This window comes from Streptomyces sp. NPDC030862 (assembly GCF_055571835.1).
Genome location: NZ_JBVIEN010000013.1, coordinates 45,099 through 64,894 on the forward strand (window position 1 = coordinate 45,099; position 19,796 = coordinate 64,894).

The following is a 19,796-nucleotide window of genomic DNA, read 5'->3' on the forward strand; positions in this document are numbered from 1 at the left end:
CCTCCGGGCGGCCGCTTTCCGGGCCCGCTTTCCGGGGCCGCTGAACCCGCGAGGGACCCGGCCCCGCCCCTACCGCCACCCTGACGCCCCCCTGCCACCACCACTCGGAGGTACCGCCATGTCCCGCACCCTGTGGGCCCGCCCGGAGCGGCAGGCCCCGCCCCTGGACGACGAGCAGCGGCTCAGAGAGCTCGGCTACCAGCCGGTCCTGGCCCGCCGCATGGGCAGCTTCGGCAATTTCGCCATCAGCTTCTCCGTCATCTCCATCCTCTCCGGCTGCATGACCCTGTACGGCTTCGGCCTCGGCACCGGCGGCCCGGCCGTGATGCTCTGGGGCTGGGCGGGCGTCGGCCTGTTCGTGCTGTGCGTCGGCATGGCGCTCGCCGAGGTCACCAGCGCGTACCCCACCTCGGGCGCGCTGTACTACATGGCCGACCGGCTCGGCGGCCGCCGCTGGGGCTGGTACACCGGCTGGCTCAACCTGCTCGGGCTCCTCGGCGCGATAGCCGGCATCGACTACGGCGCCGCCCTCTTCACCGGCGCGTTCCTGAACCTCCAGTTCGGTTTCGTGCCCACCCCCGGCTCCACCTTCGCGATCTTCCTCTGCATCCTGCTGCTGCACGCCGTGCTGAACCTCTTCGGCGTCCGCCTCGTCAGCGTCCTCAACTCCATCAGCGTCTGGTGGCACCTGACCGGCGTCGCCGTCATCGTCGGCGCGCTCGCGCTCGTGCCCGACCGCCACCAGTCGGCCGAGTTCGTCTTCACCGAGTTCGTCAACGACACCGGCTGGGCCAACCCCTTCTACGTGGCGGCCATCGGACTGCTCCTCGCCCAGTACACGTTCTCCGGCTACGACGCCTCGGCCCACCTCTCCGAGGAGACCTCCAACGCGTCCGTCTCCGCCGCCAAGGGCATCGTCCGGGCCATCTGGGTCTCCTGGATCGCCGGTTTCGCCCTGCTCGCCGGGCTGACCTTCGCCATCCAGGACTACGCGGGCACGCAGAACAGCGCGACCGGCGTACCGCCCGCGCAGATCCTCATCGACGCGCTGGGCACCGCCGGCGCCACGGCCCTGCTCCTGGTGGTCATCGTGGCGCAGCTCTTCTGCGGCAACGCCGAGGTCGCCGCCGCCAGCCGCATGGTGTTCGCCTTCAGCCGGGACAACGCCCTGCCGGGCTCCGCTCTCTGGCGCAAGGTCAGCAGCCGCACCCAGACCCCGGCCAACGCGGTGTGGCTCTCGGTCGCGGTCGCGGCCGTGCTCGCCGTCCCCTCGCTGTACTCGGCGACCGCCTACGGCGCCGTCACCGCCATCAACGTCATCGGCATCACCCCCGCCTACGCCATCCCGATCTACCTGCGGCTGCGCGCGGGGGACCGCTTCCAGCCCGGGCCCTGGTCGCTGGGCCGCTGGTCCAAGCCCATCGGCTGGACGGCCGTCGTCTGGGTCGCCGTCGTCACCGTGCTCTTCTGCCTGCCCCAGAAGGCACCGGTGACCATCGACTCGATGAACTACGCCGTGATCGCGCTCGCCGTGGTGCTGATCCTGGCGAGCGTGTGGTGGTACGTCGCCCGCCGCTCGTACGGCACGCCCGCGCCGTACGGCAACGCCCGCGAACAGGCGGAGATCGCCGAGGGCATCGTCTGACGCCCTCCGTGCCCGTGGCGCGTGGCTCAGCTGGTGAACTCGTACGTCCAGGAGGCGGACTCCGGCGCGAAGCGGATGTCCGTCACCTCCAGCACGTGCCCGTGCTGGTCGCTCACCTCGCGGTGCACTGCCAGGCACGCGGAGGCGCCCGGGCCGTGGTCGACGCCGATGGACTCGCGCCGCGTCAGCCGCAGTCCGGCCCGGTGCATCCAGTGGTACAGCAGCCGCAGGTCCGGCCGGCCGGGCCGGGCCTGCGGGCGCCGGTAGCGGGCCAGTTCGGGCACCTCGGCCAGCGCGTACCGGGAGAACCGGGTCACGGCCCGCTGCCGCACGGGCGCGGAGCCCCCGCCGGAGCCGCGGAGGCCACCGGCCGGCCCCGTCCCCAGCAGCCGGTGGCGGTGGACCAGCGTCGGCTCACCGGGCAGCAGCCCCAGCCGCTCGGCGAGGTCCGGCGGCGCGGGCTCCCAGGCGAGGTCCACCTCGGCGAGTGCGTCCGGGGCGCCGGGCCCGCACGGGAACTGCAGCAGCCCGGGCGCGAGGACCGGCTTGGGCGCCTGCTGGCCGCCACCGGTGGCGGCGAAGGTGCCGCGCCGTTCGGTGACGACGAGGCGTTCGTCGCGCAGCAGCCGCAGGGCGCTGCGTACGGTCTGCCGGTTGACCTGGAAGCGCTGCACCAGGGAGCGCTCGGACGGCAGCCGGGAGCCCGGCGCTATCCGCCGGTGTACGAGCTCGTCGCGCAGCGCGGCGGCGACCTGGAGGTAGAGCGGGAGCGCGGGGGCCTGAGGCTCAGCCATGTTCAACCCTCAATTTCCTTCGCTCAGCGTAGCCGAGCGTGCTGTTTGGGTGAGGAATCCTTATCATTGGTCTAAACCTTCCCGGAAGGGGGGTCCGGTCTTTCCCTCGCACTCTGGCCGAAAACGGATTCACCGGCGACGCGCCCGGGTACCCGGGCCGCACCCCGCAGGAGCCGGTGAAGGGACATGCACGATGAGGGCCGTGACATGGCAGGGCAAGCGCGACGTCCGGGTGGAGACGGTGCCCGATCCGAGGATCGAACGGCCGACGGACGCGGTCATCAAGGTGACCTCCACCGGACTGTGCGGCTCGGACCTGCACCTGTACGAGGTGCTCACGCCGTTCATGACCCCCGGTGACATCCTCGGGCACGAGCCGATGGGCATCGTCGAGGAGGTCGGCGCCGAGGTGCCCGGCCTCAAGCCCGGCGACCGGGTGGTCGTCCCCTTCCAGATCGCCTGCGGCCACTGCTGGATGTGCGGCTCGGGGCTGCCGACCCAGTGCGAGACCACCCAGGTGCGGGAGGAGGGCATGGGCGCCGCCCTGTTCGGCTACTCGCGGCTGTACGGCTCCGTGCCCGGCGGCCAGGCCGAGTACCTCCGGGTGCCGCAGGCGCAGTTCGGCCCCATCAAGGTCCCCGAGGGCCCGCCCGACGACCGCTACCTGTACCTCTCCGACGTCCTGCCGACCGCCTGGCAGGCGGTCCGGTACGCCGACATCCCGCCGGGCGGTTCCGTCGCCGTCCTCGGCCTCGGTCCCATCGGCGACATGTGCTGCCGCATCGCCCTCCACCAGGGCGCCGCCCAGGTCATCGGCGTCGACCTGGTGTGGGACCGCCTCCAGCGCGCGAAGGCGCGCGGCGTCGAGGTGTTCGACCTGACCGGCCACGACAGCCAGGACGAGCTGGTGGACGCGGTCAAGGCCCACACCCGGGGCCGCGGCCCCGACGCCGTCATCGACGCCGTCGGCACCGAGGCCCACGGCAGCCCCCTGGCCCGCACCCAGCAGCAGGCCGCCGGGCTGCTGCCCAAGTCCTGGGCGGCCAGGCTCCACCAGAAGGCCGGGGCGGACCGGCTCGCCGCCCTCTACCTCGCCATCGACCTCGTACGGCGTGGCGGCACGATCTCCCTCAGCGGTGTCTACGGCGGCGCCGCCGACCCGCTGCCGATGATGACGCTGTTCGACAAGCAGATCCAACTGCGCATGGGCCAGGCCAACGTCCGCCGCTGGGTGGACGACATCCTGCCCCTGCTCACCGACGAGGACCCGCTCGGCGTGGACGGCTTCGCCACCCATCACCTCCCGCTCGCCGACGCCCCGCACGCGTACCGGATGTTCCAGCACAAGGACGACGGCGCGGTGAAGGTCGTCATGCGCCCCTGACGCCTGGTCAGCCCTCTGTGGACTCCCGCCACATCTGCGGTTCGGTGGGCGCCTCGCGGACCGGCCCGAGCAGCACCGCCCGCGCGATCCGCGGCGCGAACAGCGCGGTCGGCGGCTCCACCAGCGACAGGACCGAGCGGAAGGCCGCGCCCACCTCCGGGTCGCCCACCGCCCGCGCCTGGACCCGCTGGAGGTACCAGGCGACGGCCCGGTCGGCGGCCCGCGCCCGCGCCGCGTCGCCCCGGGCACCCGGCATGTTCCGGTCCGCGCCCGCCGAGACGTCCCACGCCTGACGGGAGGCGTCGAACAGAGCCCGCTGCACCCGCCGAGTCGTCGGCGTACGCCGCGGGTCGTCGAGCGCGTCGCGCAGCGCCACCGCGGAGAGCGCGGCGACGGACATGCCCTGCCCGTAGATCGGGTTGAAGGTGCACAGCGCGTCGCCGGTGGCGAGGAACCCGGCCGGGCGGCGGCCCGGACGGTCGTAGCGCCGCCGCACGTTCGCCGTGCGGCGGAAACCGTGGACCGGCCCGTCGGGCTCGGCCTTGGCCAGCCACTCGCTCACCAGGGGGTGCGGCAAGCGGGCCGCGTACGCCACGAACCCCTCGCCGTCCGTGGGTGGTTCGTCGCCGCGCAGCCCGGACAGCGTCACCAGATGGCGGCCGTCCTCGAGCGGCAGCACCACGGCGCCGCGCGTCTGCTGCGGGTGGGGGACGATGTACTGGCCCAGTCCGTCCGTGCCGTCGCCCGCCGAGCCGGCGCGGTACAGCCGGGTCGCGTACGCGAGGCCCGTGTCCAGCGTCTCCTCGTGCGGCGGCTCGGCGCCGAGCGCCGACAGCCACGCGGCCGCACGCGAGCCGCGCCCGGACGCGTCCACGACCAGGTCCGCCGCGAGCGGTCGTGTGTCCCGCCCGGCACCCTCGCTCGCACCCTTGTTCCCGTCGCTGTCCGCGGTGCTTCCCGCGCCGGTGCTGGTGCCTGCGCCCGCCCCCGCGCCGCGCTCGCGCAGCAGTACGCCCCGCACGCGCGCGGCGTCGCCGATCAGCCCGACGGCCTCCGTGCCCTCGACGGCCCGGATCCTGGGGTCGGCCAGCACCCGGCGGCGCACCACGTGCTCCAGGTGCGGGCGGGAGCCGGTGAGCAGGTACGCCGTCGCGGGCGTGCGGCGGTACCAGCGCCCGCCCTGCCACTGCACGAGGTCGTCGGGCATGCCGACCCGGGGCGCCCCCTGGGCGCGCAGCTCGTCCACCACTCCGGGCAGCAGCGTGTCCAGGGCCCGCTGGCCGCTCTCCAGCAGGACGTGGATGTGCCGGCCCTGCGGCACGCCCGCGCGCGGCTGCGGCCCCTCGGGGAAGCGGTCCCGCTCGATGACGGTCACGCGCTCCGCGTGGTCCGCGAGTACCCGGGCCGCGAGTAGTCCGGCGAGGCTCCCGCCGATGACCACCGCGTGCCGCACGCCGTGTGCCGTCTCCAACTGGTCGGTCATGCCCGCCCCTTCGGGTCGTCCGCCTAGGACTGCCCAGTATCCACGGCGGATTGGGGCAGATCACGCGCGCCGAGCCGAAGGTGCTCGATGTGGTACACGGCCTCGTCCAGGAGCTGGGCCACGTGGTTGTCGTAGAGGCTGTACTCGATCCGGCGGCCCTGGCGGACGCCGGTGACCAGCCCCAGCGCCCGCAGCAGGCGCAGCTGGTGCGAGACGGCGGACTGCTCCATGGCGACCGACTCGGCGAGCTCGGTCACCCCGCAGGGGCCCTGGCGGAGCCGCGTGAGGATCATCAGCCGGGACGGCGTGGCGAGGGCCTGGAGCGTGGCGGCGATGGTGGCCGCGGACTCCGCGTCGAGGCGGGCTGCGGGGGTCGTCTCGCCATGCACTCCGTGTCCCATGCAGGTCATCGTAACCGCGTGTCCACTCGTACAGATGAAGACCTCTTCATGTGTTCGGGTATGGTGAGCACGTTCGCGCCGTCCCCTTCCCCTGGAGAGGTGTGCCCCCGATGGCTTCCCCGGTGCTCGACACCGCCCGGTCCGCTTCCCGGTCCGCGGCCCCGTCCGCCGCCACCGCGCCCCCCGCCCGCCGGACCCGGCTCTTCGCCCTGCCCGAGGTCCGCTGGGCGGCCCTGTCCGCCGTCGCCTTCCTGGCGGCGTTCCCGCTCGACCTGGCCGGCGCGCCGGCGTGGGCCTGGGGGCCGCTCTACGCCCTCTGCTACGCCGCCGGCGGCTGGGAGCCGGGCTGGGCCGGGCTCCAGGCACTGCGCGAGAAGTCCCTCGACGTCGACCTGCTCATGGTCGTGGCGGCCATCGGAGCCGCCGCGATCGGCCAGTTCCTCGACGGCGGCCTCCTCATCGTCATCTTCGCCGTCTCCGGAGCACTGGAGGCCCTCGCGACCCGGCGCACCGCCGACTCGGTGCGCGGCCTGCTCGACCTCGCCCCCGCCAAGGCCGTACGGCTCACGGACACCGGTGAGGAGCCGGTCGACGTGGCCGACCTGCGGGTCGGCGACCTCGTCCTCGTACGGCCGGGGGAGCGGCTGCCCGCCGACGGCACGGTCCTCGACGGCGCGAGCGACGTCGACCAGGCGACCATCACCGGCGAACCGCTGCCCGCCGCCAAGGCCCCCGGCGACGAGGTCTTCGCGGGCACCCTCAACGGCACCGGTGCGCTGCGCGTCCGCGTCGACAAGGACGCCTCCGCATCGGTCATCGCCCGGATCGTCGCCATGGTCGAGGAGGCCAGCGCGACGAAGGCCCCCACCCAGCTGTTCATCGAGAAGATCGAACAGCGCTACTCGGTGGGCGTGGTCATCGCGACCCTCGCGCTGTTCGCCGTGCCCCTCGCCTTCGGCGCGGACTTCACCGGGACACTGCTGCGCGCCATGACGTTCATGATCGTGGCCTCGCCGTGCGCGGTGGTCCTCGCCACCATGCCGCCGCTGCTGTCCGCCATCGCCAACGCCGGGCGCCACGGCGTCCTCGTCAAGTCGGCCGTGGTGATGGAGCGCCTCGGCCAGGCCGACCGCGTGGCCCTCGACAAGACCGGCACCCTCACCGAGGGCGCGCCCCGCGTCACCGGCATCCGGCTGCTCACCGACACCGGCACCGACGCCGTCGGCGGCACCGCCCTCACCGAGGCCGAGGCCCTGTCCCTCGCCGCCGCGGCCGAGCTCCCGAGCGAACACCCCCTGGCCCGCGCGGTCGTCGCCGCCGCGCGCGAGCGCGGCCTGCCGGTCCCCGAGGCCACCGGTTTCACCTCCACCCCGGGTGTGGGCGTGCGGGCCCTCGTCGACGGCCGGGAGGTCACGGTCGGGCGCCCCGACGCCCCGTCCGACACCGTGCGCGAGGTCGAGGCCGAGGGCCGCACCGCCGTCGTGGTCACCGTCGACTCCCTCCCCGTCGCCGTCCTCGGCGTCGCAGACCGCCTCCGCGACGGGGCCCCCGCCGCCGTCGCCGCCCTCGCCCGGCTCAGCGGCACCGCCCCCGCCCTGCTGACCGGCGACAACGAGGCCGCCGCCCGCCGCGTCGCCGCCGAAGCCGGGATCAGCGACGTACGAGCCGGGCTGCTGCCCGAGGACAAGGTGGCGGCCGTCCACGCCTGGGAACGCGCCGGGCAGCGCACCCTCGTCGTCGGCGACGGCGTCAACGACGCCCCCGCCCTCGCGGCCGCGCACAGCGGCATCGCGATGGGCCGCGCCGGCTCCGGCCTCGCCCTGGAGACCGCCGACGCCGTCGTCGTACGCGACGAACTGGCCACGGTCCCGGCGGTCGTGGCCCTCTCCCGCCGCGCCCGCACCCTGGTCGTGCAGAACCTCGTCATCGCGGGCGTCTGCATCGGCGCCCTGGTGATCTGGGACCTGGCCGGCCACCTCCCGCTGCCGCTCGGCGTCGCCGGCCACGAGGGCTCCACGGTCCTCGTCGGCCTCAACGGCCTGCGGCTGCTGCGCGAGTCGGCGTGGCGGAAGGGGCTCTCCGCATGAGCCGGACCCCGTACCGCCGCTGCCCGGCAGAATGCGGAAGCATGACCGACACCGCACCCTCCCGCCTCCTGCGCGTCCTCCTGCGCGCCGACGCCTTCACCACCTCCACGCTCGGGACGATCACGCTGGTCGTGGTCCTGCTCATGCTCGTCTTCACCGACACCGCCGCCGGCTTCGTCGCCGCGGCTGTCCTCTTCGCCGCATGGGTCGCCGTCGGCTGGGCCGGGCGCAGGCATCAGCGGCTGAGCGGGCGGAAGGGGGGATGAGGAAGCCTCAGTGACTGCACGTTGCCGCCGTCTTCATCCGGTCGGCAACGTGATCCACAAGCAACGGCCCAGGCGCTCTCCAGGCCGGTGAGGGTGGTGCGGAGCCAGGTGAGTTCCGCCTGGGTGGTGGCGCGGGCGATGGCCAGGACGCCTTGGCGGAACGGGTCGCTCCGGACGGTCGTTGACCAGGCGGTGCCGACCGTGCCCGTCATCGACGAGCAGAGCCTCAGGGCCGAGTTCCGCGACACTGCTGACCTGACCGCCAGGTCGCGATCACCGGGCGCCGGCTTTGATCTTGCTCGGGCAAAGGACCCTTTCTGAGAGCGGAGGCCCACCGCCTGGTGTGCGTCGGGGGCCTGGGATGTCGTACCGTGGACGTGTTCCTGTGCCGAGGTATCGGTGGCAGCGACCGGATGTCCTGTTCCTTCTGTGTCGATCTTGAGGTGACGACTTATTAACCGGGCCATGTAGTCGTCCGCGTTCCCGCGTGCTGTTGTGTCGCACGTGTCTGGGGGCGGACGTCGCGCTGGCCTGAGTTGCGTCATCTTCCCCGCAGTTTTCTGTCCCGGGTGCAGCTCTGCCGTCTGCCCCGGGTTTCGTGTTCTCCGGCCCCGGTGCGGCCGTCGGCAGGGCTCCCCGATTCCTTTGGATCAGGAGTTTCCCGTCGTGTCTTCCTCCGCGCTCGACAACGAGCCGAAGCACACCACCCAGTCCCCAACCCAGCCCACCCCCGGCCTGTCGAAGATGGGCCTTGCGGCCTGGATCGCCCTCGTGGTGCTCCTGGGCGCCGAGCTGATGGACATGATCGACCAGTCGGTCGTCCTGACCGCCCTGCCCGCGATTCAGGAGTCGACCGGTGCCGGACCGGACGCGGTGCAGTGGCTGACCACCGGCTACTCACTGCCCGTCGCCGTCGGGCTGATCACCGGCGGACGCCTCGGCGACCTCTACGGCCGGCGCAGGATGCTGCTCATCGGCACCGTCGTGTTCACCACGGCCTCACTGCTGTGCGGCCTTGCTGCCGGGCCGGGCATGCTGGTCGGCGCCCGCGGGCTCCAGGGCGTGGGAGTGGCCCTGATGATCCCGCAGATCCTGGCCACCCTCCATGTCACCTTCGAGGGCCGGAACCGCAGCAAGGTGTTCGGTCTGTACGGGGCCGTCATGTCGCTCGCCAACGTCCTGGGCCCGGTGATGGGCGGTCTGCTGACCGAGGCGGACCTGCTCGGCCTGTCCTGGCGGCCGATCTTCCTGGTCAACGTGCCCGTCGGCCTCGCCGTGATCCTCCTGGGGCGCAGGTTCATCCCCGAGTCGACCGTGCAGAAGGCCGTCCGGCTCGACCTGACCGGCATGCTGCTGTCCGCGCTGGCCGTCGTCCTGATCGTCTTCCCGCTCACCGAGGGGCACCTGCATCACTGGCCGCTGTGGTGCTTCGTCCTGCTCGCCGCGGGCCTCCTCGTCGTCGCTGTGTTCCTGCGTCACCAGAAGCGCAAGCAGGGCAGCGCTCCGCTCGTGCCTCTGTCCCTCTTCCGGGGACGGCAGTTCTCGGGCGGCATGGCCGCGCAGCTGATGCACGGCCTCTTGTGCGGGCTGTTCTTCATGACCTGGACGCTCTACCTCCAGCGCGGACTGGGCATGAGCCCCTTCCACGCGGCTCTGGCCTTCGTGCTCCTCTCCGTCGGAGAGCTGGGCGGTGCGACGGTCGTGGCGAGGAGCGGCGGGCGCTTCGCCCGCCGGCTGCCGCAGGCCGGAGCTCTCATCACGCTTGCCGCGATGGCCGCCTACGGGCTCCAGATCGAAGCAGGCCAGGCGGACCTGAGCCTCATGGCGATGACCGCTCCGGTGGTACTGATCGGATTCGGTCTCGGCATGGTCGGTGGCCCGCTCGCCGACATGTCGCTGGCCCGGGTCCCGCACGAGGACGCCGGCGCCGCCTCGGGCCTGTTCAACACCGTCATGCACCTGGGCATCGCCCTCGGCACCGCGCTGACCGCCCTGGTGTTCTTCGCCACCACCGGCGGCTCATCCGACGCCGAACTCAACCGCGGCGCGTTCATCACCGTGCTGTGGTGGGTCGGCAGCCTCATCGCCCTGCTGTGGGCCCTGCTGTTCTGCCTGCCCGAGCAGGCCGACAAGTCCGATTGAGTAACCCCGGGCCCCGGCCGCAACGTCGGCCGGGGCCGCCGGCTTTGCTGTTGGACGGGTAGCGGCCCAGCTCACGGGCGGCGCTCCGGTGCGCGAGGAGTACGGGCGGGGACCGGGGGTAGAAGCGGCACCCGGTGGAGTCGTGACACTGATGGCCGGAGGCCCGACCGCGGCGCCGGACGCGTCTGCGGCTGAACGCGACGGTGAGACGTGGTGGATGAGCCGAGCCCCAGGGAGGCCGGGATGTTCGAGGGCTTCGAGACAGCGCGGATCGACACCGGCGAGGCTTCCGTCTTCGTCCGCTTCGGCGGGAGCGGTCCGCCCGTGGTGCTGCTGCACGGTCATCCCCGTACGTCGGCGACGTGGCACCGGGTCGCCCCGCTGCTCGTACGCGCCGGTCACACGGTGGTGTGCCCGGACCTGAGGGGGTACGGGCGCTCCCGGGGGCCGCGCTTCACGGCCGATCACGCCGGTTATTCCAAGCGCGCGGTCGCCGGGGACGTGGTGGCCGTGATGCGGCACCTCGGACATCGCAGGTTCGCGCTCGCCGGGCACGACCGCGGAGGGGCCGTGGCCCTGCGCCTCACGCTCGACCACCCGGAGGCCGTCTCCCGGGTGGTCTTCGCGGACTGCCTGCCGCTGACGGAGCATCTGTCACGGATCACCGCCGAGTTCGCCACCCAGTGGTGGCACTGGTTCTTCTTCGCGCAGCCGGACATCCCCGAGCGCGTCATCACCGTCGACCCCGTCGCCTGGTACCACGGCGACCCCGAGGTGATGGGCCGGGAGAACTACGACGAATGGCGGCGCGCCACCTCCGATCCCGAGGTGGTACGGGCGATGCTCGAGGACTACCGCGCCGGTCTGACCGTCGACCGGCGGCATGAGGAAGCCGACCGCGCCGCCGGTGCGCGCATCGCCTGCCCGACGCTCGTCCTGTGGTCGCTCCGGGACGACCTGGAGGACCTGTACGGAGATCCCCGCGCCATCTGGCGCCGGTGGGCCACCGACGTCCGGGGCCACGGCATCGACTCGGGACACCACGTCGCCGAGGAGGCGCCCGAGGAACTGGCCTCCGCACTCACCGACTTCCTGCGGCCGGACCGGGACGGCCTCGGTGAGCGGGCCCGGTGAAGGCCTGTCGGCAGTGGCGCAGCAGCTCGCGTACCGCCGGGTTGTGCGCGCTCCGCCAGACGAGGGCCAGGAGTGCGGGTGTCGTGATGTCGTCGAGGGGACGGGCGGTGAGGCGGTCGCCGTAGTGCCGGGCCATCGAATCGCTGAGGACGGCGACGCCGAGCCCGCGGGCGGCGAGGTCGGCGATGGCGTCCGGGGCGCTGGCCTCCAGGGCGATCGGCGGCCGGATGCCCTGCGCCGCGCAGGCGTCGTCGAAGACCGTGCGCAGGCCGGTGCCGGGTGGCATGCACACCAGCGGGTGGGAGCACGCGTCGCGCAGCGTGACCCGTCGGCGCTGCGCCAGCGGATGCCCGGCCGGGACCGCGACGCAGAGCCGCTCGTCGATGAGGGTCAACGCCTCCAGCCCCTCGGGAACGGCCGCCGCGGCCCCGATGAGGGCCAGGTCGAGGGCGCCCGCGCGCACCGCCTCCGCGAGCCGGTCGGAGCGGTCCTCCAGCAGGGAGAGCTCCACCCCGGGATGCGCTCCGCGGAACGAGGCGAGGGCGTCGAACAGCGGCGTGACGGTGCAGCCGCTGACCATCCCGACGGTCACGCGCCCCCGGACGAGGTCCGCCACCTCGCCCACCGCCTGCCCGACCGCCCGGGCGGCGGCGAGAGCGGCGCGGGCCGGTTCGAGGGCCGCCTTGCCCGCGACGGTGAGGGTGACGATCCGTGCGGAGCGGTCGAACAGCGCGGCCCCGAGCTCCCGTTCCAGCTGCCGGATCTGCGCACTCACCCCGGACTGGCTGATGCGGACCCGCTCCGCGGCCCGGGTGAAGTTCCGCTCCTCGGCGACGGCGACGAAGTACTCCAGCTGCCTCAGTTCCATGACCGTGGATTCTAGTTTCCACAAAAACCATCTGTTGGACTTCTGATACGAGGGTGACGAGGATCGGAACCGCTGACAGACCGACACCGGATCCGATCCCAGGAGGAATTCATGCCGGAGTACGAGAAGGCCATGCGCCCCGAGGACATCACCCGCTTGTTCGTCGAGCGGTCCAACGCCGGTGACGCGGCCGGAGTCGCCGCGCTCTACGAGGAGAACGCCGTGGTGGCGTTTCCCCCCGGCCGGCAGACCGTCGGCCGGGAGGCGATCCGCGCCCTGTGGGAGCAGGTGCTCGCGGGCAGGCCGCGGTTCGAGCCGGAAGCGCCCCTCCCGACGCTGGTCAGCGACGACATCGCCCTCACGTCGACCCCGCCGAGGGACGGTGCCGGTGCTCGCGCGCAGGTGGTCAGGCGCCAGCCGGACGGAAGCTGGCTGCGCCTGCTGGACCAGCCGGAGTTCGTCCCGGTGCCCTGAGCCTCCGAAGGAGCCCGGCCGGATGCCCCGGCCGGGCACCAGGGGTCGGCAGGCCGACATGCCGACAGGCCGGCGGACCGGCCTGCCGGTCGGTTACGCCCGGCCCCGGAAGACCTCGACGAGTGCGGCATAGCTCGCACCGGCGTGGCCCGCGCCGATGGCACGTTCGGTGAGGGCCTGGATGCGGGCCGGCCAGTCGGTGTCGACGCCGACGGCCGCGCTCTCCCGCACCAGGTGCTTCATGGTGGCCAGATGGGTCTCCAGCGCGGCGTCCTCGGCCGGGTAGGCGCCGCGGTCGATCTGGTCGGCGTAGGCGCTGATGAAGCCGGTCACGCTGCCCACCCACTGGTTGGCGAAGGGCGCGAACGCGCTCGCGTCGACCTTGGCCGCGCCGAGCAGCGCCGCCCCGTGCAGGAAGGCGTTGAGCGTGCCCCACATGACGCCGAGCAGCGCCACGTCGTACAGGGAGGCGAGCCCGGGGTCCTCGCCGAAGAAGGTCGCCTTGCCGAGCCGGCCGAGGGTCTCGCGGTGCTGTGCGAAGGCGTCCGGTGCTCCGCTGAACAACAGAAAGGCGTCCGGGGTGCCGATCACCTCGGGGATGGCCATGATCGCGCCGTCCACGTAGTCGCCGGTCAACTCCGCCAACGCGCGGGCCTCGTCGGATGTCCCGGAGGTCAGGTTGACGAGGGTACGCCCGGCGAGGTCGGCCCGGTGCGGGCCGAGCGCGTCGCGTACCGCGTCGGCGTCGCTGAGGCAGACGACGACCAGGGAGCTCGCCCGGAGGGCCTCGGCCACGGAGGACGCGAACGTGGCCCCGCGGGCGACCAGTTCGTCCGCCTTGCCCGCGGAGCGGTTCCACACGGTGGTCGGATGGCCCGCGTCGAGGAAGGCGCCGGCGAGGGCCCTGCCCATCAGGCCCAGGCCGATCACGGTGACGGCCTCGCCACCCGGGGCAGCGTTCGACGCAGCGTCAGAAACGGTGGTGACAACGGACTTTGTGTTCGGTGTGTTCGTCATGACACGACTGTGCGCGAGCGGGGTTCCGGTCCGTCTCCGGAAACGTTCCGGCGGGGTTACGGGTAACGTGACCGGGTGCGTTTCGGAGTGCTGGGCCCCCTGGAAGTGTGGACGTCGGACGGTCAGCCCGTACGGGTCCACGAGACGAAGGTCCGTGCCCTCCTGACCGCGCTCCTGGTGCACCGGGGCCGGGCCGTCTCGGTGGACCGGCTCATCGACGCCCTGTGGGGCGACGCGCCCCCGGCGAACGACGTCCGCACCCTGCGCTCCAAGGTCTCGCTGCTGCGCCGCACCCTGGAGGAGGCCGAGCCGGGCGGCCGCGACCTCATCGAGTCCCGGTCGCCGGGCTACCTGCTGCGGGCCGACGACACCGCGGTCGACGCCGGACGCTTCGAGGCGCTGCTGCGCCGCGCGCAGGCCTCCCCCGACGACCCCCGTGCCAGGGCCCGGCTGCTTCGCGAGGCCGCGGAGCTCTGGCGGGGTGAGGAGGCGTACGCCGACCACGCCGACGCCGCGTTCGTACGCGCCGAAGCCCGGCGGCTGGAGGAGCAGCGGCTGGCCGGGCTCGAGGAACTCGCCGAGGCGCGGCTCGAACTGGGCGAGCACGCGCTGCTCGCCGGCGAGCTGGGCGAACTCGTCGCCGCGCACCCGCTGCGCGAGCGGCTGCGGGCCGCCCACGTCCGCGCCCTCTACCTCGCGGGCCGCCAGGACGAAGCGCTGGCGAGCCTGGCCGAACTGCGAGACCGGCTGCGCGACGACCTCGGCCTCGATCCCGGCCGCCGGCTGGCCGCCCTGCACGAGGCGATCCTGCGGCAGGACGCCGGCCTCACGCCCACGGCCCCCGCGACGGCGGCCCACGGGGAAGGGCCGTACAGGGCAGGACCGCGTCACGGGACAGGATCGCGCGAGGCGGGACCGCGCGAGGCGGCACCGTACGGGGAAGGGCCCCACGGAGAAGGACCGCACGAGGGAGGACCGCGCGGCAACCTGCCCGCACCCCTGACCGACCTGATAGGCCGCACCGACGACGTACGGCGGATCCAGGCGCTGCTGACGCGCGAGCGGCTGGTGACGCTCACCGGCGCGGGCGGGGTCGGCAAGACACGGCTCGCCCTGGAGGCGGCCGCGCACCACGCCCGCGAACTGCCGGACGGCGCCTGGCTGGTGGAGCTCGCCACGGCACGCACCGCCGCGGAGGTGCACGAGGCCGTCGCCGTGGTGCTCGGTCTGCGGGACGACCCGCGCGTGCCGGCGCGGCCCCCGGCCGGCCGGCTCGCCGATGCCCTCAGGGGCCGCGACACGCTGCTGGTACTGGACAACTGCGAGCACGTCGTCGAGCCGGTCGCCGAGCTGACCGCACGACTGCTGCGCGCCGCGCCCGCCCTGCGGATCCTGGCCACGAGCCAGGAGCCTCTGGCGGTCGTCGGCGAACGCCTGTGGCCCGTACCGCCCCTGGACCTTCCCGGCGCCGACGCGTACGGCGTCGACCTGGACGCGCCGGACGCCGACGGGCCCGAGGGCCCCGACCCGGACCGGTTGCTGCGTTCCAGCGCGGTACGGCTCTTCGTCTCGCGCGCCACCGCCGCCGATCCCGGCTTCCGGCTCGACGCGGGCAACGCGCGGGCCGTCGCCACCCTCTGCCGCCGCCTGGACGGCATCCCGCTCGCGCTGGAGATGGCCGCCGCCCGGGTGCGTCTCATGCCCGTGGCCGAGCTCGCCGCCCGGCTCGACGACCGCTTCCGGGTGCTCACCGCCACCCTGCGCTCCACCCCGACGCGGCAGCGGACCCTGCGCGCCACCCTCGACTGGAGCTGGGGCCTGCTCGGCGAGCGGGAGCGGATCGTGCTGCGCCGTCTGGCGGTCTGCGCCGACGGCTGCACGCTGGAGGCCGCCGAAGCGGTGTGCGCCGACGGCCGGGTGCGCCGCTCCGACGTCCTCGACCTGCTGGGCCGGCTGGTCGACCGGTCGCTGGTCGGCCAGCACGACGGCCGTTACCGGCTGCTGGAATCGGTCGCCGCCTACTGCGCGGAGCGGCTGGCCGAGGCGGGGGACGAGGAGTTCCGGGGCACGCGCGACCGCCACCTCGCCCACTACACCGACTTCGCCGTGCACGCCGACGCCCACCTCCGGGGCCACGACCAGCACCGGTGGCTGCGACGGCTGGAGGCCGAGACCGCCAACGTCCGGGCCGCCCTCGCCCACACGGTGCGCCACGGTCTCGGGGACGCGGCCCTGCGGCTGGTCAACGCGATGGCGTGGTACTGGTTCCTGCGCGGCCGGTTCGCCGAGGCCCGGCGCTCCTTCGACCTCGCGCTGTCGGGCGACGGCGCCCCCGAACGGAAGGCGGCCGCCCGGGCATGGCGCGCGGGGATGTCCCTGCTCCTGCTCGACACGCGGTACGACACCGATACCGACACCCAGGCCGCGATGGCGGCGTACGACACCGTCGACGACCCGGCGGGCCGGGCCCGCGCGCGGTGGTTCCTCGCCTTGAGCAGGACCGGGTTCGGTGATGCGGCGGTCACCCGCCACCTCGCCGAACGGGCGCATGCCGGGTTCGAGGAGCTGGGCGACCGCTGGGGTGCCGCCGCAGCGCTGGCGGTACGTGCCGAAGTCCTCGCCCACCAGGGCAGGCTGGACGAGGCGCGGGCGGACGCCCGGCGGGCGCGGGCGGCCTTCGAGGAGCTCGGCGACGGATGGGGCCGGCTCCACGCCGCGTACACCCTCGGGGACCTGGCCGAGATGGCGGGCGACTACGGCGCGGCGGAACGGCTGCGCGAGGAGGGCCATCGGCTCGCGAGCGCACTCGACCTGTGGAACGACGCGTCCAGGATGCTGGCCCGGCTCGGCCGCACCGCCGTGCTCACCGGCGACCTCGACCGCGCCCGGGACCTCCACGAACGCGCCAGGCGACTGGCCGCCGCACACGCCTACCAGCGCGGCGAGGAGTTCGCCGAAGTGGGGCTCGGGATCGTGGCGCGGCGCCAGGGCAGGCTCGACGACGCCGCGGCCCACTTCCACGCCTGGCTCGACTGGTGCCGCCGGTGGGAAGGGGACCACGGAGTGGCGTTCATCCTCGCCGAGCTCGGGTTCATCGCCGAACAGCGCGGTGACGCCGCCACCGCCCGGGAGCTCCACCGGGAAGGCCTCGACCACGCGCGCCGCACCGGCGACCCCCGCGCCCTCGCCCTCGCCTTCGAGGGCCTCGCCGGAGCGGAGGCCCTGGCCGGCGACCTCGAGCGTGCCGCCCGCCTGCTCGGCGCCGCGGCCGCCGCCCGCGCCGCGGTCGGCACGCCGCTGCCCAAGGCGGAGCGCGGCGACGTCGACCGCATCACCGACTCCGTCCGCGCGGGCCTGACCCCGGAGGCGTACGAGCACGCCTTCACGCAGGGGGCGACGGACTTCCCCGCGCTCGCGGGCCCGGAAAGCCCCTAGCCGCCCAAGCGCGGATGCGCGTGCTCCGGGCTCCCGTCCAGGTCGCAGGCGTCGTCCGGCCCGTGGACGTCCCACGCCGGGAACGGGTCGTCCCACGGCCCGCTCTCGCGCTCCGCCACCAGGCAGGTCTCCAGGGTGGTGTGCAGCGCGTCGGCGCGCAGTCCGGTCCCGATGAAGACCAGTTCCTGGCAGCCCTGGCCGCCTCCCTCGTCGTCGTCCTCGCGGGCGCCGGACGGCTCGAAGCGGGCGACGGCGCCGGCCTGGGACCACAGCCCGGTCACGTGGTCGCGACCGGCGAGCCGGAAGAAGCCCTTGGAGCGCAGGATCTGTCCGTACGCCCCGCTGTCCATGCTCTCGGTGACGAACCGCCACAGCCGCTCGGGGTGGAAGGCCCGGTCCGCCCGGAAGACCGTGGAGGAGATGCCGTACTCCTCGGTCTCGGGGATGTGGTCGCCGTTGAGCTCCATGACCCAGCCGGGCGCCTGCTGGGCACGCTCCAGGTCGAACAAGCCGGTGCCGAGGATGTCCTGGGGGGCCACCCGGCCGCGCTCGGCGGTCAGGATGCGGGCGGCCGGGTTGAGCCGGGTGAGCGCGGCCGCCAGCCGGGCCGCGTCCGCCTCCGCGACGAGGTCCAGCTTGTTGAGGACGATGACGTCCGCGAACTCGATCTGGTCCATCAGCAGGTCGCTGACCGTGCGCTCGTCGTCCTCGTACTGGTCGAGGCCCCGTTCGGCGAGCCCGTCGCCGCCGGCCAGTTCGGGCAGGAAGTTGGCCGCGTCGACGACCGTGACCATGGTGTCGAGGCGGGCCAGGTCGCCCAGCGTGGCGCCGTCGTCGCGCGGGAAGGCGAACGTCGCGGCGACGGGCATCGGCTCCGAGATGCCGCTGGACTCGATGAGGAGGTAGTCGAAGCGGCCCTCGCGGGCCAGCCGGTCGACCTCCTCCAGGAGGTCGTCGCGCAGGGTGCAGCAGATGCACCCGTTGGTCATCTCGACCAGCCGCTCCTCGGTGCGGGAGAGGGCCGCCTCGCCGCCGCGCACCAGGGCGGCGTCGATGTTGACCTCGCTCATGTCGTTGACGATCACGGCGACCCGCAGGCCCTCCCGGTTGCCCAGGACGTGGTTGAGCAGCGTCGTCTTGCCCGCGCCGAGGAAGCCCGAGAGGACCGTGACGGGCAGACGCGGGTCGCGGGAGTCGTGCGAGTCGCGGTTGCCGCGGATCGCCGTGGCCGTCGTCATCGCGCTCAGCCCTCCGGCTGGATCAGGCCGCGCTCGTACGCCTTCACCAGGCGCTGCGGCACCTGGTAGACGGAGCCGTCGACCGTCACGGGCACCAGCTGGGGCGTGGACGCCTTCCACTGGGCGCGGCGGTGGCGGGTGTTGGAGCGGGACATCTTCCGCTTGGGTACGGCCATGACTGCGAGACCTCCATCGTCGGTACGGTGGGGTCACGCTACCTGAAAATGATTACCGTTAACAATTTCGGTCATGTCCCGGCCATTGTCCGCCGTTGATCGCCGAGGTGTGCCGGGTCATGGCGTGGCGCGTCAGACCACGGCGAGCCGGTCCACCAGCAGCTTCACCCGCGACTCGGTGTGCTCCGGCGGCAGCCGCCCCGCTCGGGTCAGGGTGGCCAGTCCGTGCAGGGCCGCCCAGAACACCTCGGTGAACTGTCCCGGGTGGACGCCCTCCCCGGCGACCTCGCCAAGGCTTTCCAGCAGGGCGGCGAAGGCGTCCTTGAGGGGTTGCGGGGTGTCCTCGACCGCGAACGCCAGGCCGCCGTCGAGCTGGAACATGGCGTCGTAGACCGCCGGGTTGCGTGCGGCGAATTCGAGGTAGGCGCGCGCGAGGGCGGTGACCCGCTCGCGCGGGCCGTTCGCGCGGGAGGTGGCGGCGCGCACCGCCGCGGCCAACTCGGCCGCGCCTTCCAGGGCGACGGCGCCGATGATCTCCCGTTTGCCGCGGAAGTGGCTGTAGAGGACGGGCTGGCTGTACTCGATGCGCTCGGCGAGCCGGCGGGTGGTGACCGCGTCCCAGCCCAGCTGCTCGGCGATGTCGCGGGCCGTCGCCACGATGAGGCGTTCGCGCTCGGCCCGCTCGCGCTGCTTGCGTTCCTGTACCGACATGCTTCGACCCTAGCACCGCTAGACAATCGAGCGGCAGTAGGTCTAGCGTTGCTTCATCAGCTAGCAGTGCTAGATCCCAGGAGGATCATCATGCTCAACGCACTCGAGGTGTTCACCACCGTGGTCGTCGGCGTGATGGTGGGGGTGGAGTTCTCCGTCGCCTTCGTCATCAACCGGATCCTCGACGCACTCCCCGGTGACAGCGGCCAACTCGGCCGCGCCCACGGAGGCCGGATGCTCGGCGCCGTCATGCCGGTCTGGTACATCACGTCGCTCGTCCTGGTCGCGGTCTGGGCCGCCGCCGGATGGCACCACCCTGGCACCGGACTCGTCGTCACCGCCGGCGCGTTGCTGATCGTCAGCGTGATCATGTCGGTCCTGCTGCTCGTCCCGATCAACAACCGGAGCAAGACGTGGACCCCCGAGAACCGGCCCGAGGACTGGAAGGAGCAGGCGAACCGCTGGGACCGCTACCACTACGTCCGCGTCGCCGTCATCATCGCCGCCTTCGCCCTGCTGGTCGCCGCCCTCGCCTAGGGCG

General features: G+C 73.4%; 17 protein-coding genes and 1 pseudogene. 9 read left to right on the forward strand and 9 right to left on the reverse strand.

Annotated features, from left to right (window positions below):
- Nucleotides 1-118: 118 nt before the first annotated feature.
- A complete protein-coding gene (locus tag ACZ42X_RS29780) occupies nt 119-1,645 on the forward strand; it encodes an amino acid permease (protein WP_468296433.1) in 1,527 nt (508 codons plus the stop codon).
- Between the two features lie 26 nt (nt 1,646-1,671).
- Here ACZ42X_RS29780 and ACZ42X_RS29785 read toward each other — a convergent pair whose 3' ends face one another.
- Nucleotides 1,672-2,439: a GntR family transcriptional regulator gene (locus ACZ42X_RS29785; RefSeq protein ID WP_468296436.1), complete on the reverse strand. Its 768-nt coding sequence runs from the start codon at nt 2,437-2,439 to the stop codon at nt 1,672-1,674.
- 193 nt (nt 2,440-2,632) lie between these two features.
- Between ACZ42X_RS29785 and ACZ42X_RS29790 the strand changes: the two genes are divergently transcribed.
- A complete protein-coding gene (locus tag ACZ42X_RS29790) occupies nt 2,633-3,823 on the forward strand; it encodes a zinc-dependent alcohol dehydrogenase (protein WP_468296439.1) in 1,191 nt (396 codons plus the stop codon).
- A 7-nt stretch (nt 3,824-3,830) separates the two neighbouring features.
- On the opposite strand, the gene ACZ42X_RS29795 is transcribed toward ACZ42X_RS29790, so the two are convergent.
- Nucleotides 3,831-5,306 carry an FAD-dependent oxidoreductase gene (locus ACZ42X_RS29795; RefSeq protein ID WP_468296442.1) on the reverse strand — a complete coding sequence of 492 codons (1,476 nt, stop codon included), beginning with the start codon at nt 5,304-5,306 and terminating at the stop codon, nt 3,831-3,833.
- Between the two features lie 23 nt (nt 5,307-5,329).
- Nucleotides 5,330-5,707, reverse strand: coding sequence for an ArsR/SmtB family transcription factor (locus ACZ42X_RS29800; protein WP_355359436.1), 378 nt, complete (start codon nt 5,705-5,707; stop codon nt 5,330-5,332).
- Nucleotides 5,708-5,817: 110 nt separating this feature from the next.
- Here ACZ42X_RS29800 and ACZ42X_RS29805 point away from each other — a divergent pair, with 110 nt between their 5' ends.
- On the forward strand, nt 5,818-7,794 hold the full coding sequence (locus tag ACZ42X_RS29805; protein ID WP_468296445.1) for a heavy metal translocating P-type ATPase: 1,977 nt from the start codon (nt 5,818-5,820) through the stop codon (nt 7,792-7,794).
- A 41-nt stretch (nt 7,795-7,835) separates the two neighbouring features.
- Entirely contained in the window at nt 7,836-8,060 is a 225-nt protein-coding gene (locus ACZ42X_RS29810; RefSeq protein ID WP_468296448.1) for a hypothetical protein, read from the forward strand.
- Between the two features lie 74 nt (nt 8,061-8,134).
- Here the strand turns inward: ACZ42X_RS29810 and ACZ42X_RS29815 are convergent.
- A pseudogene (locus ACZ42X_RS29815) lies at nt 8,135-8,227 on the reverse strand (PadR family transcriptional regulator); the annotation flags it as partial.
- A 499-nt stretch (nt 8,228-8,726) separates the two neighbouring features.
- Here ACZ42X_RS29815 and ACZ42X_RS29820 point away from each other — a divergent pair.
- Both ACZ42X_RS29820 and ACZ42X_RS29825 read left to right on the forward strand, forming a co-directional pair.
- Nucleotides 8,727-10,202 (forward strand): MFS transporter, encoded by a 1,476-nt coding sequence (locus tag ACZ42X_RS29820; RefSeq protein WP_468296450.1) that lies wholly within the window; start codon nt 8,727-8,729, stop codon nt 10,200-10,202.
- Between the two features lie 243 nt (nt 10,203-10,445).
- Nucleotides 10,446-11,336 (forward strand): alpha/beta fold hydrolase, encoded by an 891-nt coding sequence (locus ACZ42X_RS29825; protein ID WP_468296723.1) that lies wholly within the window; start codon nt 10,446-10,448, stop codon nt 11,334-11,336.
- On the opposite strand, the gene ACZ42X_RS29830 is transcribed toward ACZ42X_RS29825, so the two are convergent.
- Entirely contained in the window at nt 11,284-12,204 is a 921-nt protein-coding gene (locus tag ACZ42X_RS29830; RefSeq protein ID WP_468296453.1) for a LysR family transcriptional regulator, read from the reverse strand. The two genes, ACZ42X_RS29825 and ACZ42X_RS29830, sit on opposite strands and share 53 nt — an antisense overlap.
- Before the next feature lie 111 nt (nt 12,205-12,315).
- Between ACZ42X_RS29830 and ACZ42X_RS29835 the strand changes: the two genes are divergently transcribed.
- Complete coding sequence (locus ACZ42X_RS29835; RefSeq protein WP_361423726.1) at nt 12,316-12,678, forward strand: YybH family protein; 363 nt, start codon at nt 12,316-12,318, stop codon at nt 12,676-12,678.
- A 93-nt stretch (nt 12,679-12,771) separates the two neighbouring features.
- Here ACZ42X_RS29835 and ACZ42X_RS29840 read toward each other — a convergent pair whose 3' ends face one another.
- Nucleotides 12,772-13,695, reverse strand: coding sequence for an NAD(P)-dependent oxidoreductase (locus ACZ42X_RS29840; protein ID WP_468296456.1), 924 nt, complete (start codon nt 13,693-13,695; stop codon nt 12,772-12,774).
- A 75-nt stretch (nt 13,696-13,770) separates the two neighbouring features.
- Between ACZ42X_RS29840 and ACZ42X_RS29845 the strand changes: the two genes are divergently transcribed.
- Nucleotides 13,771-17,130, forward strand: coding sequence for an AfsR/SARP family transcriptional regulator (locus ACZ42X_RS29845; protein WP_468296459.1), 3,360 nt, complete (start codon nt 13,771-13,773; stop codon nt 17,128-17,130).
- Here the strand turns inward: ACZ42X_RS29845 and ACZ42X_RS29850 are convergent.
- From ACZ42X_RS29850 to ACZ42X_RS29860, 3 genes are all read right to left on the reverse strand, one after another.
- Complete coding sequence (locus ACZ42X_RS29850; protein ID WP_468296462.1) at nt 17,127-18,368, reverse strand: GTP-binding protein; 1,242 nt, start codon at nt 18,366-18,368, stop codon at nt 17,127-17,129. The two genes, ACZ42X_RS29845 and ACZ42X_RS29850, sit on opposite strands and share 4 nt — an antisense overlap.
- Nucleotides 18,369-18,373: 5 nt before the next feature.
- A complete protein-coding gene (gene rpmF, locus ACZ42X_RS29855; protein ID WP_355359412.1) occupies nt 18,374-18,544 on the reverse strand; it encodes a 50S ribosomal protein L32 in 171 nt (56 codons plus the stop codon).
- Nucleotides 18,545-18,676: 132 nt separating this feature from the next.
- Complete coding sequence (locus ACZ42X_RS29860; protein ID WP_468296465.1) at nt 18,677-19,255, reverse strand: TetR/AcrR family transcriptional regulator; 579 nt, start codon at nt 19,253-19,255, stop codon at nt 18,677-18,679.
- 90 nt (nt 19,256-19,345) lie between these two features.
- On the opposite strand from ACZ42X_RS29860, the gene ACZ42X_RS29865 reads away from it, so the two are divergent.
- On the forward strand, nt 19,346-19,792 hold the full coding sequence (locus tag ACZ42X_RS29865) for an anthrone oxygenase family protein (protein WP_468296468.1): 447 nt from the start codon (nt 19,346-19,348) through the stop codon (nt 19,790-19,792).
- The last annotated feature ends 4 nt before the right edge of the window (nt 19,793-19,796 follow it).